Source organism: Bacillus sp. ok061 (genome assembly GCF_900108285.1).
Classification (GTDB): Bacteria; Bacillota; Bacilli; order Bacillales; family Bacillaceae_G; genus Bacillus_A; species Bacillus_A thuringiensis_S.
In genome coordinates, this window is record NZ_FNUW01000002.1 from 1 (window position 1) to 15,660 (window position 15,660).

The window sequence follows — 15,660 nt, forward strand, 5'->3', positions numbered from 1 at the left end:
ACGAATACCGTAAAAATATCCAATAAACATCATTTTAAATAAAACGATAGGATGGATTGACGGACGTCCATTGTTTTCACAGTAATAAGGGCGTAACTTCTCTTCAATAAAATCAAAACTAATTGTCGCTTCGATCGCACGAAGGAAATGATCTTGTGGAACCAACTCTTCTACAGAAACAGATACACGTTCATCACGATGATTTTTTAAAGCACCCATCATAAAAAATCTCTCCTTTACCTCTTTTTATCAGTGTTGACACATAAAAAGAGGTTCAGACACAAAAACAGGCTGTGGAGAAGACTTTCTCCACAGCCTGAAGGAAGCTAACAATAGTTAGCTTCCTTATTTTATGGAAAGGGATGAAACCATATGGTTTCATCCCTTTCTTTTTACTATAAAAATGGAGGGAACATCATGAAAGAATATAAAAGAATATTGTTACCATTACGACAGGAGAAAATATTAGTTATAGCAGCCATTTGTAGTGGAATTATAGCTGCTATTTTAAACTTGTCGCGTCCAATCTTCATGGGGGTAATTGTAGACAATCTTATTCAAAGGGAGTTAAAAAGTGCCTATTTATATACAGCTTTGTTTGCGGGTAGTCGCTTTTTAATGTGGACGAACAATCTTCTATTTGATTATATAAGTTCAAAAGCGAGTCAACATATATTACAAACGAAACATATAGAATTATTGCGTCACTATTTCTCATTACCGTTTGAAGAGAGTGAGAAGATCAAGCAAGGGGAGTTAGAAACTTGGGTCGTATCTGATATTCCGAACTTGGTCAGATTATATGGCTCTATATTAATAGAGTATATACACGCTATTGCCCAATTTATTGGAGCTTTCATAGCACTACAACATATAGATATACAGTTTATATTGTGGGTAACTCCGTTTTTATTTTTAAGTGCAATTGTTCCAATACTGATGGGAGAAAAGGTAAGGGATATTGCAAGCATTGCTCAAAACAATCAATCGAGTGTTGTAGAGATGGTGTCACAGTTTGTAAAGGGTATACAAGATCTACGTAGTTTACAAAAAGAAAAATGGGCCATTCGCTTATTTAAAGGAGTAACGGCACAATCTTATAAATCGGAAGTAAAGAAGACGATGATGCAACATAGCATTGGAGTAGTTGGAACAGTGATTGAAACAGGAGCATATATTGTTGTTCTCATTGTAGGCGCGCAAAAAATAATGAGGGGAGAAATAGAAGTTGGTTCACTTGTGGCAGTGTTAGCGACAATTGAGATGCTATTTTTCCCTGTCCGTTATGTGGGTGATTTGTTAATGATGACACAAGTAGCAGTCGCTTCGGCAAATAGAGTTTTTTGTTTTTTAGATAAACGAGCGGCAGATAGTAATGTAGAAAGAGCAATGGGGATGAGGATAGCAAATGTTTCATTTCAGGAGAATGATGGAGAGAAATTTAGAATTCATAATATTGATTTGCACATTCGTCCTGGTGAACTCGTTATTATTGTGGGAGAAAGCGGTGCAGGAAAAACAACGCTTTTAAAGTTAATAACGAGTTTGTATAAACCATCTAATGGTAGCATTGCTTATTATGGGAATGAAGCTCGTATGACTACAGTGTGGCAAGAACCACGTTTTTTCCGAACGACGGTAAATGAGAATATGTATTTCGGGGGAGAGGGTTTAGGAAATCAGTTAGAAAAAAACATGGAACTTGTAAATGTGAAGCGGCTTATTAGAGGATTAGCAGAAGGGATTCAAACTGTACTACATAAAAGCGGTGAAGAGTTTTCGGGAGGAGAAAGAAAACGTCTCGCACTATTACGAGTGATTGTTTCAAACCCAAATCTTATTATTTTAGATGAACCGACTGCAGGGTTAGATCCGGACAATCAAGAATTGATTTGGAATATGATTGAAGGGCTAGGAAGAGATGTAACGAGAGTTGTGACTACGCATGATGTGAAGAGGGCAATGAGAGCAGATCGAGTTGTTGTAATGAAGAATGGAGTTATTATGGAATGTGGCGATCCTAAAGAGTTATTAAATTGTAATTCATTGTTTAAAGAAATGCTAATAAAAAGATAAGAGCTATGTAGTGCTCTTATCTTTATTCAGTATTATTAAGTTGGTCCGTGTAGGACTCAGTATCGTTAGCGCTAAACTCTTTGACTAGAGTAAGTTGATTTGTATCTGGATTATATTTGAAAATCTTAATTGTATGTTCACTACTTAGTGATGGATTATATTCTTGAATAGCGAATGTATTTTCCGCAATTTGTGTCATATTACTGGTGGGAATATTTTCTATGGAATCATGATTTGTAGAAATTTCAACGACTTTTTCACTGTTGAAAAATAAAAGAACGATTACTAAAACAACTAAGGATATTCGTATATAACGAAGTTCTTTACTTATAGGATGTTCTCCCAACATAATCATCCTTTCTATAACTACTGTATAGTAGTGGTAGTAGTCGTCGTGAAGAAAGTAAGAACACCAAGGCCAGCTAATAGGATAAATGAGATTAAAGCGATATAGAGGCAAATACGTCCCACTCGCCTTTTTTCAGGATCTTTACTGAAGAGCGAGATGATCCAAGTGATAATGCCGATTGGGGAAAATATAAAACTAAGAATATATAATAGTATTTTTTCAAATAAATTCATAAAAACATCCTCCTTTTTGACATTTCTATATGTGCCGTTTTCTTCTTATTAAAGCTGCCGTTATGTAGGAAAGTACAGAATAAACAGTACTAGAAACGATCCAAGCATCAAAGCTTTGTAAAGCTAGGTGTATGTCAAATTCAGAGACGATAATGAAAAATATAAAAGGGACAGTAAAAGAAATAATAATAGCAGCCAATTTAAATTTGTATAGCAAACTGCTCAAACAAATACATAGTAATAGTAAAGTGAACGGGTTGATTAGCAATTGTAAAATACATATCACCTCGCCGGTTTCATATGTATTTCTAATTATATGGTAAAAAGGAAAATATTTCATGCGAATTACGAATATTTTGATTATTTAGACTGTGAATATTTCCAAGCTTGTCCGTATAAGCTAAAATAAGGTATAGAGTATTTTAGTGATTAAGTTATAAGAAGATAAATACGTTAGGGTGATATAACATGTGGCGGAAGCTTACGATTATTGTAGTGTTACTTTGTTTAGCGGGATATGCAGCTTATGAACAGTTTGGTAAAAAAGAGCAGGTGGTACAAGGGGAGCAAGAACAAAGTGAAGCTGCTATGAAAGAGATGATTGCAAGTAATGGTATTGAAATAGGGAAGAGTGCGCCAGACTTCGAATTAACGAAGTTAGATGGAACGAATGTAAAGCTATCAGATTTAAAAGGAAAGAAAGTGATTTTAAACTTTTGGGCAACGTGGTGTGGACCTTGCCAACAAGAAATGCCGGATATGGAGGCTTTCTATAAAGAACATAAAGAAAACGTAGAAATTTTAGCAATCAACTATACGCCTTCAGAAAAAGGTGGGGGGGAAGAAAAGGTAAGCAATTTTGCTAAAGAAAAAGGAATTACTTTTCCTATTTTATTGGACAAGAACATTGATGTGACAACAGCGTATAAAGTAATTACGATTCCAACTTCGTATTTTATAGATACAAAAGGTGTCATTCAAGATAAGTTTATTGGGCCGATGACGCAAAAAGAGATGGAGAAAAGGGTTGCTAAATTAAAATAATGGTGAAAAGGTAGAGGTGGAGAGTTCCCATTTCTGCCTTTTCTTTTTCAAGTAGTAATAACTTCATGATATGATGTAAGAAATATAATCGTTTAGAGATAAAGGAGTGTATGGAGTGGGGAATGTATCCTTACCGTTAGATTATGTTGTAATTGATTTTGAAACAACAGGATTTAACCCTTATAATGATAAAATTATTCAAGTTGCAGCGGTGAAATATCGTAATCATGAACTGGTAGATCAATTTGTTTCATACGTGAATCCAGAGCGGCCAATTCCGGACCGAATAACGAGTTTAACAGGCATTACTAATTATCGTGTTTCAGATGCACCGACGATTGAAGAAGTGTTACCTTTATTTTTAGCATTTTTACATACAAATGTTATTGTGGCCCATAATGCTTCTTTTGATATGCGTTTTTTGAAAAGTAATGTAAATATGCTGGGGCTGCCTGAACCTAAAAATAAAGTAATTGATACTGTATTTTTAGCGAAGAAATACATGAAGCATGCGCCTAATCATAAACTTGAAACGTTAAAACGAATCCTTGGAATTCGTTTAAGTTCTCATAATGCATTTGACGATTGCATTACGTGTGCTGCTGTTTATCAAAAGTGTGCAGCTATTGAAGAAAAAGGGAACCGAAAAGTAAATAAGGCTGTGCTTGATGAAACTGCGGTATACGAAGCGGTGAAAGAAATGCTTGTATGTAATAAACGTAATGTAGAATGGCTACGTTGTATGAACGTAGGAAGTTATTTAGATATAAAAGCTTTTTATCCAGTTATGAGAGTAAAGGTAAAAGGGCGAAAAAAATATGTATTAACAGAGATATTAGAAGATGGTGTGAAAGAAATATGTACAAGCTTAAAATGCGAACCAGCGTTAAAAAGTGAAGTTGGTAATACGAGAATTATGCTTAATAGCTTAGAGGATGTTATGAAATTAGAAAGTTATATTTTAGAACAGTATGATTTTGTATTACAGGCGCTTCATGATTATAAAGAAAATGAAATGAATGCAGATGAAAAGTTGAAAGAGTATTTAAACGTTATGGTATAAAAACTCCGTGTGCAATATATTGTACACGGAGTTTTTTTAGGAGTACTAAAACATAAAATTTTCTTACAAATCTGATTAAAGAGTTTTTCGTTTGCTCATACTATGTAATAAGAAAGCGAAGGAGAGAGGGTGAACAACATGAGAAGAAGTCGCCGTAAATCGTTTGAAGAACTTGTAAATGAAAATAAACAACAATTATTAAGCGATCGTGATGCAATTGATCGCATTGAAGAGCGCATTGAAAAACGTTATGAAATGAAACTTTTTAAGCAAGCTGAATAATTCTTAACACTAGTACGATACTAGTGTTAAGGAGGCGATAGTAATGGGTAATCCGAAAAAAAATTCAAAAGACTTTGCACCAAATCATATTGGAACACAATCGAAAAAAGCTGGTGGAAATAAAGGAAAGCAAATGCAAGATCAAACAGGTAAACAACCGATTGTTGATAACGGTTAAAAAGGAGAATGTTATCATTCTTCTTTTTTGTGAGGAAATGAAAGATGAGTTTTTAGCAGTAATATGAAAAAAAGGGCTGACTTTTGTCAGCCCTTTTTCGTAATCGTAAAATTTTCAACGAGTAAACGCCAATTTTGTGGGAATGGTAAACCGATTTTCCAGTAACTAATACCACCTATACCTTGTTCTTTCATTAAATTGAATTTACTTTGAACAGACCGTGAATCTTCAAACCAAACTTCGTGTTGCACGCCGTTTTCATCAAAATAATTAAAATGAGGAGCTTGGGCTGTGAAATCATAACGAATAGGAACATTATATTTACGAGCTAGTGCAACAGCTGCGACGGAGCTAATTGCTTTTGCGGGCGGATTTCCTTGTTTAAATGGAAGTTTCCAATCAAACCCGTATAAATTTTGCCCCATCATAATTTTTTGTGGAGGCATTTGAGATTTTGCATATTGAAGTACTTCTTTCACCGGACCGATAGGAGAAATCGCCATCGGTGGCCCGCCTTGCCATCCCCAGTCATAGGTCATAATGACGACGAAATCAACAATTTGCCCTTGCGCTTTATAATCGTGAGCTTCGAAAAATTTTCCCTTTTGATTTGAACTTGTTTTCGGTACGAGAGTTGTGCTCAATGTGTACCCGCTAGGTAAGCGTGTTTTTACATTTCGTAAAAAGCGATTATACGCCTCGCGGTCTTCAGGTGCTACACTCTCGAAATCGAAATGAATGTCTCGCATGCCATATTTTTCAGCTGTTTGCAAAATGTTAGTAATAAATTTGTTTTGAATCGTTGCGTCGCGTAAAATAACCGATGTTAGATCGGCACTGAAATTACCATTTTCAATATTTGTAATAACGAGCATAGGGATTGTTTTACCTTGCGTTGCAATATTAGCGATTTTAGCTGTTTCAGTAGGTTCTTTTAATGTGCCATCTCTTTTTGCTTCAAAACTAAAATAAGCTAAGTATGTTAAAAATGGATTGATGGCACGTGTAGCATTAACTAAACTCTCTTTAATCGGTATAGTTGAAGGTTGTAAATAAGCGATGGATTCTACAGCTCGTTTTGTGCCTTTTGGTACATATAATTGTTGTCCGACATGGAGAATAGATTTTAAAGATAAATTATTAACTTTAGCTAAACTAGCGAGGGGGACATTATATGTTTGAGAAATTCGATATAGGCTGTCACCAGGCTGTACATAATAATTATTTCCTTTCGTATTAACGATAAGTGCCTGACCAACAACGAGCGTTTCAGCTGGATTTAGTCCATTGTCTTTTACTATTTCGTCAGGTGTTGATCCATATTTTGATGCCAAGCTATATACGCTATCACCACTACGGACAGTTACAATTTGAATCATATGCTGGCTCCTTTCAGTAAAAGATTCACTGTTTTTATTTTATTTTTGATGTTACTGTATTATGATTAAATGTATGCAAGGTAGCAGAAGTGAAAGAAGGCGAATACATATGTTTGTAGCAGAACATGAAGTTGAAATCCGTTATGCGGAAACAGATCAAATGGGTGTTGTTTACCATTCAAACTACTTAGTGTGGCTTGAGTTAGGTCGCACGAAACTTATACAAGATTTAGGTTTTTCATATGTTGAAATGGAGAAAGAAGGAATTATTTCTCCTGTGTTAGATTTACAAATTTCATATCGTAAAGCGATGCGTTATGGAGAAAAGGCAATCGTAAAAACATGGGTAGATACTGTGAGCCCACTTCGCGTTGTATATGGATATGAAATATATAATGGTGATGGTGATCTTTGTATTACTGCAAGTACGACGAATATTTGTGCGAAAAAAGAAGGGTTCCGCCCTGTATCATTTAAAAAGTTATATCCTGAGTGGTATGCGAAATATGAGGAAATTAAGAAAAAATAAAAAAGCGTGGCAGAAGCCGCGCTTTTTTATTTTTCATAATTAAATTGTGGGAAGTCGTCACCTTCGTCAAGTGTAACAGATAAATTATGTCCATCGAAGAACCATTCATCATCGCCTTCAATAAAGAAATTAATACCTTCTTCTTGAATTTGAACAGCAGGGTGTGCAGGATCATCTTTACGAATACCTAAAGAAAGTCCTTTTTGCACAGTACTGCAACCACCGTATTGTACGAAAAAGCGTAGTGTTTCATTTAATTGTAAGTTTAATTCATTTTTATACCATTGTGCTGCTTCTTTTGTTACGGAAAGATTCATGTATAGTTCCTCCAAGTTATGTTGCTTTTTCTTTAGTATAAAAAATAACGCAAAAAGACGCTATTAATATGCTTCACGTTTTCTTTTTGCGTTATGTGGGTTACGATCTTATTTTTGCTTTTTTGAAAAGTTTGCTTTTGGTTCAGTTTTATTTATAATTCGTCCGATATTTGCACGGTGTTTATAAATAACCATACCTGCTAATAAACACATCGCAATAATGAAGATTTTATCCCCGCTAACAATGGATGCAATAACAGCAACAACTGCTGTTACCATAGAAGAAAGTGATACGTATCTTGTTGTAAATAAAAGGGTGAAAAATACAACAGCCAATATTGCAAAAACAACTGGTGAATAGCATAATAGCACCCCAGCAGAAGTTGCAACTGCTTTACCACCACGGAATTTCGCGAAAATCGGGTAGACATGTCCAAGAACAGCCGCTAACCCGAACCATAGTGGGTGAATATCTAATCCGAAAATCATTGGTAGACTTGTTGCTAATGTCCCTTTTAAAATGTCAGCAATTGTAACGGTAAAACCTGCTTTTTTCCCTAATGTACGGAATGTGTTTGTTCCGCCTAGATTACCGCTCCCATGCTCACGAATATCGATTCCGTAGCCAATTTTTCCAACAACTAGTGCAAATGGAATCGAGCCAAGCAAGTAGGCAACGATAAATAAAAGATATGTAGTAACCATAAGTTCAGTCTCCTTTATTCAAATGTGTTGATAAAGGGTAAAAAGAGTTTTTCCCGTATATTGTACCATACATTTGTAAAGAGCACATTTCTTTTTTGTAAATGAAAAATTCATTATTTCGTGAAAAAAATTTCACAGTAATGTTACATTTCTCACAGAAACAGCAAGACTATATGTAGTAACATTTTAATCAAAAGACAACAACATATTGGTGGAGGGTTATAAATGTTACAAAATAATACACGTGGAGAAGAATTAATGAAAGTGTTCGAGACGATAGTCCACGGCAATGAACAAGATTTAATGCAAGAAAATGCAAATGTAGACGGCCGCTCTCCAATGGGTGTAATGGGAACGTTCGCATCTGAGAGTGCAAAATATTATGCTGTTGAGAATTTATTGTCAGATCAAGTGAAAAAAGCGATAAATGAAAATATATTATATCCACATGATTTAGATTTTTATGCGACAGGAACGACGACTTGTTCGCAAATTCCGTTAGCGCAAATGCTTGCTAACGGTTTTCATACTGGACATGGACATATGAGACAACCACAAGACATTAAAAGTGCATTGGCTCTTTCGTCTATTATTTTTCAAGCGAATCAAAATATGCAGCATGGCGGTCAATCGTTTGCACTCTTTGATATTGATTTAGCGCCTTATGTACGAAAAACAATTGAGAGACATAAAAAACGATTACAATCATATCCACTTACGAAAGAACAAATAGAAGAATTCGCATGGAAAGAAACGGAAAATGATACGTATCAAGCGTGTGAGGCTTTCGTTCATAATTCGAATAGTATGCATAGTAGGGGCGGAGGACAAGTACCGTTTATTTCTATTAATTACGGAACAGATACATCAAAAGAAGGAAGAATGTTAATTAAACAACTATTAAAAGCGACACAAGCTGGACTTGGTAAAGGCGAGACACCGATTTTTCCGATTCAAATTTTCAAGATGAAAAAAGGTGTAAATTTTGAAGAAAGTGATCCGAATTACGATTTATTTGAATTAGCATTAGAGACAACTGCAGAGCGATTATTCCCTAACTTTTCATTTTTAGATGCTCCGTTTAATGCAGTGCATTATGATGGAAGACCAGAAAGTGAAGTATGTTACATGGGATGTCGTACCCGTGTTATGTCTAATATACATGGAGAAGAAACAGCGATTGGTAGAGGGAATTTATCATTTACGTCTATTAATTTAGTGAAATTAGCGTTAATTAGTGGTTCAAAAGAAGCATTTTTTGAAGCGCTAAACTACTATTTAGATTTAGGAATTAAGCAGCTATTAGAAAGATTTGTGTATCAATGTACGAAGCGAGCAAGAGATTTTCAGTTTTTATATTCACAAGGTGTATGGCGTGGTGGAGAAACGTTGCAGCCTGAAGACTCCGTAGCTTCGATTTTAAAACAAGGGACGTTAAGTATTGGTTTTATCGGTCTTGCGGAATGTTTAGTAGCTTTAACAGGAAAGCATCATGGGGAAGATGAAGAATCATGGAAACTTGGGTATGAAATTATTTCCTTTATGAGAGATAGAATGGATAAAGCGACAGAAGAACATCAACTGAATTTCTCGATAATTGCAACTCCAGCAGAAGGATTATCAGGAAAGTTTGTGAAAAAAGATAGAGAAGAATTTGGCGTGATTAGCGGTATAACGAACCATAATTACTATACCAATTCATTCCATATTCCAGTTTATTATAACATTCAAGCGATAAATAAAATCCGTTTAGAAGGCCCGTTCCATGCTCTCTGTAATGGAGGACACATTACGTATATTGAACTAGACGGAGCAGCGATGCATAACAAAAAGGCATTAAAACAAATTGTACAAGCCATGGCAGAACATGGCGTTGGATACGGTTCAATTAATCATCCTGTTGACCGTTGTAAGTGCTGTAGTTATCACGGGGTTATTGGAAATGAATGTCCAAGTTGCGGGAATGAAGATGAGGCTAATATAGAAAGAATTCGCCGTATAACAGGCTATCTTGTAGGAGATATGTCGAAGTGGAATAGTGCGAAACGTAGTGAAGAGATAGATCGGGTGAAACATAAATGAAAGTGCTGAATATTATTCATGATAGTGTAGTAGATGGAGAAGGATTGCGGACAGTCGTGTTTTTTGCGGGCTGTCCGCATCGTTGTGTCGGTTGCCACAATCCAAAATCGTGGAATATTTGCAACGGGACGGAAATGACAGTAGAAGAAATTGTGAAAGAGATTGCAAGTAATCCATTAACTGATGTAACATTTTCAGGTGGAGATCCATTTTTTCAAGCTGCTGAAGTGAAAAAGGTAGCAAAAATCGTGAAAGATTTGAAAAAAAACCTATGGATGTATACAGGTTATACGTTAGAAGAGATACAGAGTTCTCAAAATAATGATATGATAGAGTTGTTACATTATGGGGATGTTTTAGTCGATGGAAGGTTTGAAATTGAGAAAAAAGATTTAACACTTCCATTTCGCGGAAGCTCCAATCAACGTATTATTCGATTGAAAGAGTAAAAAGGCGGGATAGATTATATGAATAAAACAGTATTGCTTGTTGAAGATGAAAGAAGATTACGTGAAATTGTTAGTGATTATTTTCGTAATGAAGGCTTTGAAGTAATCGAAGCAGAAGATGGAAAAAAAGCGTTAGAGTTATTTGCAGAGCATGAAATTGATTTAATTATGTTAGATATTATGTTACCGGAAATAGATGGATGGTCTGTTTGTAGACGAATTAGAAAAGAATCAGCAGTACCAATTATTATGTTGACAGCGCGTTCGGATGAGGATGATACATTGCTAGGTTTCGAATTAGGTGCAGACGAGTATGTAACGAAACCATTTAGCCCGAAAGTGTTAGTAGCTCGTGCAAAGACGTTATTGAAACGTGCGGATGGCGCGGTAGGAGTAGCGGAAGAAAATGCTATGTCTTTAGCTGGAATAGAAGTGAATCGTCTATCTAGAACTGTTTTAGTAGATGGAGAAGAAATTATATTGACACATAAAGAATTTGAACTTCTCGTTTATTTAATGGAGAACAAAGGAATCGTATTATCACGTCAACATTTATTAGACCAGTTATGGGGATATGACTATTACGGTGATGACCGAACGGTTGATACCCATATTAAAAAACTTCGAAATAAGTTAGGAGATAAAGCGAAGCATATCAGTACTGTTATTCGAGTTGGTTATAAATTTGAAGAATAATCTAGAACGATTTGTGTAATTTAGCCTAGGAAAATGGCGATTTTATACTCTCTTTTGAAGGTAGAATGTACAAAAAATACTTTTCTTGTCTACAATGTTAGATAGGAGTATTTTTTTAATTGGATTTCACGATGAGTTCACAAGAAGGACACAAAACGTGACTATACTGAAAATACGAATTCACCAGAGAGGGGAAATAAAACATGGGATATTACGACGGACCAAATTTAAATGAAGAGCATAGTGAAACGAGAGAAGTGAGAAAATCAGGTAGTAAAAAAGGCTATTTCTTCACAGGTTTAGTGGGAGCTGTAGTCGGAGCGGTTTCGATTAGTTTTGCAGCACCATATATGCCATGGGCTCAAAATAATGGAGCACCAGTATCATCATTTAGTTCGGATTCAAAAGTAGAAGGTACTGTAGTTCCTGTTGTAAATAAAGCGAAAAATGAAACTGATTTACCTGGTATGATTGAAGGAGCGAAAGATGTTGTTGTAGGTGTTATTAATATGCAACAAAGCGTTGATCCATTTGCAATGCAACCGACAGGTCAAGAACAACAAGCTGGTTCAGGATCAGGTGTTATTTATAAAAAAGCAGGAAATAAAGCATATATTGTAACAAACAACCACGTAGTAGATGGAGCGAATAAACTTGCTGTAAAACTAAGTGATGGTAAAAAGGTAGATGCAAAGTTAGTAGGGAAAGATCCTTGGTTAGACTTAGCTGTTGTTGAAATTGATGGGGCTAATGTGAATAAAGTTGCAACTTTAGGTGACTCAAGTAAACTTCGTGCGGGTGAAAAAGCGATTGCAATCGGTAACCCACTTGGATTTGACGGAAGTGTAACGGAAGGTATAATCAGTAGTAAAGAACGTGAAATCCCAGTTGATATTGATGGGGATAAACGCCCAGATTGGCAAGCACAAGTTATTCAAACAGATGCAGCGATTAACCCTGGTAACAGTGGTGGTGCATTATTTAACCAAAACGGTGAAATAATTGGGATTAATTCAAGTAAAATTGCACAACAAGAAGTTGAAGGAATTGGATTTGCTATTCCAATTAATATTGCAAAGCCCGTTATTGAATCTCTTGAAAAAGATGGAGTAGTAAAACGTCCAGCTCTTGGAGTAGGTGTTGTTTCGTTAGAAGATGTGCAAGCTTATGCAGTCAATCAATTGAAAGTACCGAAAGAAGTAACTAATGGTGTTGTATTAGGTAAAATTTACCCAATATCACCAGCTGAAAAAGCTGGTTTAGAGCAATATGATATTGTAGTAGCATTAGATGATCAAAAAGTAGAAAATTCACTTCAATTCCGTAAATATTTATATGAAAAGAAAAAAGTAGGCGAGAAAGTAGAAGTTACATTCTACCGTAACGGTCAAAAAATGACGAAAACAGCTACTTTAGCAGATAATTCAGCTACAAAGAATCAATAATCGAAATAAAAGAAAGTCTCTTTCATATTGAAAGAGACTTTCTTTATCGGCTATACTAAAGGAATAGGAGGGATTAATTATGACAATTGAAAACCCAACTCGTACGGAAATTGGTGAAGTGTTAAAGAAAAGCAAAACAATTGCGGTTGTTGGATTATCAGATAAGCCAGAACGTACATCGTATATGGTTTCAAAAGCAATGCAAGATGCTGGATACCGCATTATTCCAGTTAATCCAACAGTAAATGAGGTGCTTGGAGAAAAGGCAGTTTCTTCACTAAAGGATATTAAGGAACACGTTGACATTGTAAATGTATTTCGTCGCTCAGAGTTTTTAAAGGATGTTGCAAAAGAATTTGTCGAGATTGATGCAGATGTTTTTTGGGCACAATTAGGAGTACAAGATGAAGATACATATAAACTTTTAAAAGAAAAAGACTATACTGTAATAATGGATCGTTGTATTAAAGTAGAACATGCGATGACAAAATAGTATAGACTTAAAGTTAGAAAGATTGATTCAGCCCTCATTATAGATAAGTAGGGCCGATGAACGAGGTGTTCATCATGAGATTTTTTAAAGGCTGTTTTTGGGGATTGTTATTTGTAATCCCATTTTGGATTTTGATCATTTGGATCATAATAAAGGTTTGGAATGTGTAATCTTGGAATACATATCCATTTCTCGTTGACAAACGATTATTTTTCTGAAATAGTAGCCTAGAGGAATCCTTGTGAGAAAACAAGGATTTTTCTATTGAAAATGGTGTATAAAAGAGATAAGATAACTTGCCAAAACTATAGTCGAGGCGTTATTCTATAATAGAAACATATGTTCTGATTTTGGATTAGGAAAGGGGCAAGGAGTTTGGCGAAGCATCAGTTCCAATATAATGAAGATGCGATTCAAGTGTTAGAAGGACTTGAAGCCGTTCGAAAACGCCCGGGTATGTATATCGGGAGTACGGATAGCCGTGGATTGCATCATTTAGTATATGAAATAGTAGATAACTCCGTTGACGAGGCGTTAGCGGGATTTGGCGACGAAATTTCTGTCGTAATACATAAAGATAATAGTATTAGCGTTATAGATAAAGGGCGAGGAATGCCTACGGGAATGCATAAACTTGGGAAACCTACACCTGAAGTTATTTTAACTGTACTTCATGCAGGTGGTAAGTTTGGCCAAGGTGGCTATAAAACGAGTGGTGGTTTACACGGCGTTGGGGCATCAGTTGTAAACGCCTTGTCAGAATGGTTAGTAGTAACAATTAAACGTGATGGTAACATTTATGAACAACGCTTTGAAAATGGTGGCATTCCTGCAACAACGTTAGAGAAAATCGGGAAAACAAAAGAGTCTGGTACAACAATGCATTTCAAACCAGATACAACGATTTTTAGTACGACAAATTACAATTATGAAACATTATGTGAGAGATTACGTGAATCTGCATTCTTATTAAAAGGAATGAAAATCTCGATAAAAGACGAACGTAATGATTTAGAAGATATATTTCATTATGAAACAGGAATTGAAGCTTTCGTTTCATATTTAAACGAAGAAAAAGATTCAATTCACCCAGTTGTATATTTCACTGGTGAACAAAACGGGATTGAAGCAGAACTAGCATTCCAGTTTAATGATGGTTACTCAGAAAATATTCTTTCGTTTGTAAATAACGTACGTACAAAAGATGGTGGAACACACGAAGCTGGATTTAAAACAGCAATGACGCGTGTGTTCAATGAGTATGCTCGTAAAGTTTCATTATTAAAAGAAAAAGATAAAAATTTAGAAGGTACAGATATTCGTGAAGGTGTAGCGGCTATCGTTTCTGTACGTGTACCAGAAGAAGTACTTCAGTTTGAAGGACAAACGAAAGGGAAACTTGGTACAAGTGAAGCTCGTTCTTCTATTGATGCCATTGTATCAGAGCATCTAGCTTACTTTTTAGAGGAAAACCCGGATGTAGCTACACTTCTTGTGAGAAAGGCAGTTAAAGCAGCGCAAGCACGTGAGGCTGCTCGTAAAGCGAGAGAAGAAGCACGTAGTGGTAAGAAGAAGAAAAAATCAGAAGGTACGTTAAGTGGGAAGTTAACACCTGCACAATCACGTAATCCTCAGAAAAACGAATTGTATTTAGTAGAGGGTGACTCTGCCGGTGGTTCAGCGAAACAAGGACGAGACCGTCGTTTCCAGGCCGTATTACCGTTACGTGGTAAAGTAATTAATACAGAGAAAGCAAAGCTTGCTGATATCTTTAAAAATGAAGAGATTAATACAATCATTTATGCGATTGGCGGCGGTGTAGGAAATGAATTTGATGTTGAAGATATTAACTACGATAAAGTTGTAATTATGACCGATGCCGATACGGATGGAGCTCATATTCAAGTATTGTTATTAACGTTCTTCTACAGATATATGAAGCCACTTATCGAAGCTGGTAAAGTGTTTATCGCACTTCCTCCTTTATACAAAGTAAGTAAAGGAAAAGGTAAGAGTGAGGTAATTGAATACGCTTGGTCAGATGAGGAATTAGACGGTGTAACGAAAAAAGTTGGAAAAGGCTATATGTTACAACGTTATAAAGGGCTTGGTGAAATGAATGCGGATCAATTATGGGAAACAACAATGAATCCTGAAACGCGTACATTAATTCGCGTGAAAATTGATGATGCAGCAAGAGCAGAGCGTCGTGTTACAACGTTAATGGGCGATAAAGTAGAACCGCGCCGTAAATGGATTGAACGTAATGTACAGTTTGGTATGCAAGAAGAAGGAAATATTTTAGAAAATGAAATGATTATGGAGACGGAGGTGGAATAA

At 35.7% G+C, this 15,660-nt stretch carries 18 protein-coding genes; 12 read left to right on the top strand and 6 right to left on the bottom strand.

Features of this window, described 5'->3' with window-relative positions:
* Positions 1-222, bottom strand: a 222-nt coding sequence (locus tag C4S65_RS02645; protein ID WP_181032126.1) for a transposase, incomplete at its 3' end; no start/stop codon positions are given.
* A 195-nt stretch (positions 223-417) separates the two neighbouring features.
* Between C4S65_RS02645 and C4S65_RS02650 the strand changes: the two genes are divergently transcribed.
* Entirely contained in the window at positions 418-2,076 is a 1,659-nt protein-coding gene (locus C4S65_RS02650) for an ABC transporter ATP-binding protein (protein ID WP_000666384.1), read from the top strand.
* A gap of 22 nt (positions 2,077-2,098) precedes the next feature.
* On the opposite strand, the gene C4S65_RS02655 is transcribed toward C4S65_RS02650, so the two are convergent.
* Both C4S65_RS02655 and C4S65_RS02660 read right to left on the bottom strand, forming a co-directional pair.
* On the bottom strand, positions 2,099-2,431 hold the full coding sequence (locus tag C4S65_RS02655) for a YmzC family protein (protein WP_080546860.1): 333 nt from the start codon (positions 2,429-2,431) through the stop codon (positions 2,099-2,101).
* An 11-nt stretch (positions 2,432-2,442) separates the two neighbouring features.
* Complete coding sequence (locus C4S65_RS02660) at positions 2,443-2,658, bottom strand: hypothetical protein (protein ID WP_001047913.1); 216 nt, start codon at positions 2,656-2,658, stop codon at positions 2,443-2,445.
* Positions 2,659-3,126: 468 nt separating this feature from the next.
* Between C4S65_RS02660 and C4S65_RS02665 the strand changes: the two genes are divergently transcribed.
* The 4 genes from C4S65_RS02665 (at position 3,127) to sspN (ending at position 5,225) form a co-directional block, all read left to right on the top strand.
* Positions 3,127-3,702, top strand: coding sequence for a redoxin domain-containing protein (locus C4S65_RS02665; protein ID WP_000269065.1), 576 nt, complete (start codon positions 3,127-3,129; stop codon positions 3,700-3,702).
* A gap of 115 nt (positions 3,703-3,817) precedes the next feature.
* Positions 3,818-4,765 carry a 3'-5' exonuclease gene (locus tag C4S65_RS02670; protein WP_000528752.1) on the top strand — a complete coding sequence of 316 codons (948 nt, stop codon included), beginning with the start codon at positions 3,818-3,820 and terminating at the stop codon, positions 4,763-4,765.
* 138 nt (positions 4,766-4,903) lie between these two features.
* Positions 4,904-5,047 carry an FbpB family small basic protein gene (locus C4S65_RS02675; RefSeq protein WP_001254699.1) on the top strand — a complete coding sequence of 48 codons (144 nt, stop codon included), beginning with the start codon at positions 4,904-4,906 and terminating at the stop codon, positions 5,045-5,047.
* A 43-nt stretch (positions 5,048-5,090) separates the two neighbouring features.
* Positions 5,091-5,225, top strand: a complete 135-nt coding sequence (sspN, locus tag C4S65_RS02680; RefSeq protein ID WP_000527987.1) for an acid-soluble spore protein SspN — start codon at positions 5,091-5,093, stop codon at positions 5,223-5,225.
* Positions 5,226-5,311: 86 nt separating this feature from the next.
* Here sspN and C4S65_RS02685 read toward each other — a convergent pair whose 3' ends face one another.
* On the bottom strand, positions 5,312-6,604 hold the full coding sequence (locus tag C4S65_RS02685) for a glycosyl hydrolase family 18 protein (protein ID WP_000614855.1): 1,293 nt from the start codon (positions 6,602-6,604) through the stop codon (positions 5,312-5,314).
* Positions 6,605-6,713: 109 nt separating this feature from the next.
* Here C4S65_RS02685 and C4S65_RS02690 point away from each other — a divergent pair, with 109 nt between their 5' ends.
* The gene (locus C4S65_RS02690) at positions 6,714-7,133 is read left to right on the top strand and encodes a thioesterase family protein (RefSeq protein WP_000495808.1); all 420 of its coding nucleotides are present in this window, start codon (positions 6,714-6,716) and stop codon (positions 7,131-7,133) included.
* Between the two features lie 26 nt (positions 7,134-7,159).
* Here the strand turns inward: C4S65_RS02690 and C4S65_RS02695 are convergent, their stop codons facing one another.
* The gene (locus C4S65_RS02695) at positions 7,160-7,450 is read right to left on the bottom strand and encodes a HesB/YadR/YfhF family protein (RefSeq protein ID WP_001054441.1); all 291 of its coding nucleotides are present in this window, start codon (positions 7,448-7,450) and stop codon (positions 7,160-7,162) included.
* Between the two features lie 108 nt (positions 7,451-7,558).
* Positions 7,559-8,155, bottom strand: coding sequence for a glycerol-3-phosphate 1-O-acyltransferase PlsY (plsY, locus tag C4S65_RS02700; RefSeq protein WP_000258974.1), 597 nt, complete (start codon positions 8,153-8,155; stop codon positions 7,559-7,561).
* A gap of 225 nt (positions 8,156-8,380) precedes the next feature.
* On the opposite strand from plsY, the gene C4S65_RS02705 reads away from it, so the two are divergent.
* The 6 genes from C4S65_RS02705 (at position 8,381) to parE (ending at position 15,660) form a co-directional block, all read left to right on the top strand.
* Complete coding sequence (locus C4S65_RS02705; protein WP_061665778.1) at positions 8,381-10,237, top strand: anaerobic ribonucleoside triphosphate reductase; 1,857 nt, start codon at positions 8,381-8,383, stop codon at positions 10,235-10,237.
* On the top strand, positions 10,234-10,686 hold the full coding sequence (gene nrdG, locus C4S65_RS02710) for an anaerobic ribonucleoside-triphosphate reductase activating protein (RefSeq protein ID WP_000866404.1): 453 nt from the start codon (positions 10,234-10,236) through the stop codon (positions 10,684-10,686). The genes C4S65_RS02705 and nrdG overlap by 4 nt, the downstream gene beginning before the upstream one ends.
* 18 nt (positions 10,687-10,704) lie before the next feature.
* Positions 10,705-11,382, top strand: coding sequence for a response regulator transcription factor (locus tag C4S65_RS02715; RefSeq protein ID WP_001044680.1), 678 nt, complete (start codon positions 10,705-10,707; stop codon positions 11,380-11,382).
* A gap of 203 nt (positions 11,383-11,585) precedes the next feature.
* Positions 11,586-12,827: a trypsin-like peptidase domain-containing protein gene (locus C4S65_RS02720; RefSeq protein ID WP_000542642.1), complete on the top strand. Its 1,242-nt coding sequence runs from the start codon at positions 11,586-11,588 to the stop codon at positions 12,825-12,827.
* Between the two features lie 79 nt (positions 12,828-12,906).
* Positions 12,907-13,320, top strand: coding sequence for a CoA-binding protein (locus C4S65_RS02725; protein WP_086407546.1), 414 nt, complete (start codon positions 12,907-12,909; stop codon positions 13,318-13,320).
* Positions 13,321-13,695: 375 nt separating this feature from the next.
* Positions 13,696-15,660, top strand: coding sequence for a DNA topoisomerase IV subunit B (parE, locus tag C4S65_RS02735; protein ID WP_001062191.1), 1,965 nt, complete (start codon positions 13,696-13,698; stop codon positions 15,658-15,660).

What these genes read in the sequence shown, in the direction of transcription:
- C4S65_RS02720 (WP_000542642.1), top strand. Translation starts at nt 11,586, where the DNA reads ATGGGATATTACGACGGACCAAATTTAAATGAAGAGCATAGTGAAACG.
- plsY (WP_000258974.1), bottom strand. Translation starts at nt 8,155, where the DNA reads ATGGTTACTACATATCTTTTATTTATCGTTGCCTACTTGCTTGGCTCG.
- C4S65_RS02675 (WP_001254699.1), top strand. Translation starts at nt 4,904, where the DNA reads ATGAGAAGAAGTCGCCGTAAATCGTTTGAAGAACTTGTAAATGAAAAT.
- C4S65_RS02685 (WP_000614855.1), bottom strand. Translation starts at nt 6,604, where the DNA reads ATGATTCAAATTGTAACTGTCCGTAGTGGTGATAGCGTATATAGCTTG.
- C4S65_RS02725 (WP_086407546.1), top strand. Translation starts at nt 12,907, where the DNA reads ATGACAATTGAAAACCCAACTCGTACGGAAATTGGTGAAGTGTTAAAG.
- C4S65_RS02655 (WP_080546860.1), bottom strand. Translation starts at nt 2,431, where the DNA reads ATGATTATGTTGGGAGAACATCCTATAAGTAAAGAACTTCGTTATATA.
- C4S65_RS02695 (WP_001054441.1), bottom strand. Translation starts at nt 7,450, where the DNA reads ATGAATCTTTCCGTAACAAAAGAAGCAGCACAATGGTATAAAAATGAA.
- sspN (WP_000527987.1), top strand. Translation starts at nt 5,091, where the DNA reads ATGGGTAATCCGAAAAAAAATTCAAAAGACTTTGCACCAAATCATATT.
- C4S65_RS02650 (WP_000666384.1), top strand. Translation starts at nt 418, where the DNA reads ATGAAAGAATATAAAAGAATATTGTTACCATTACGACAGGAGAAAATA.
- C4S65_RS02660 (WP_001047913.1), bottom strand. Translation starts at nt 2,658, where the DNA reads ATGAATTTATTTGAAAAAATACTATTATATATTCTTAGTTTTATATTT.
- C4S65_RS02715 (WP_001044680.1), top strand. Translation starts at nt 10,705, where the DNA reads ATGAATAAAACAGTATTGCTTGTTGAAGATGAAAGAAGATTACGTGAA.
- C4S65_RS02690 (WP_000495808.1), top strand. Translation starts at nt 6,714, where the DNA reads ATGTTTGTAGCAGAACATGAAGTTGAAATCCGTTATGCGGAAACAGAT.
- C4S65_RS02705 (WP_061665778.1), top strand. Translation starts at nt 8,381, where the DNA reads ATGTTACAAAATAATACACGTGGAGAAGAATTAATGAAAGTGTTCGAG.
- C4S65_RS02665 (WP_000269065.1), top strand. Translation starts at nt 3,127, where the DNA reads ATGTGGCGGAAGCTTACGATTATTGTAGTGTTACTTTGTTTAGCGGGA.
- nrdG (WP_000866404.1), top strand. Translation starts at nt 10,234, where the DNA reads ATGAAAGTGCTGAATATTATTCATGATAGTGTAGTAGATGGAGAAGGA.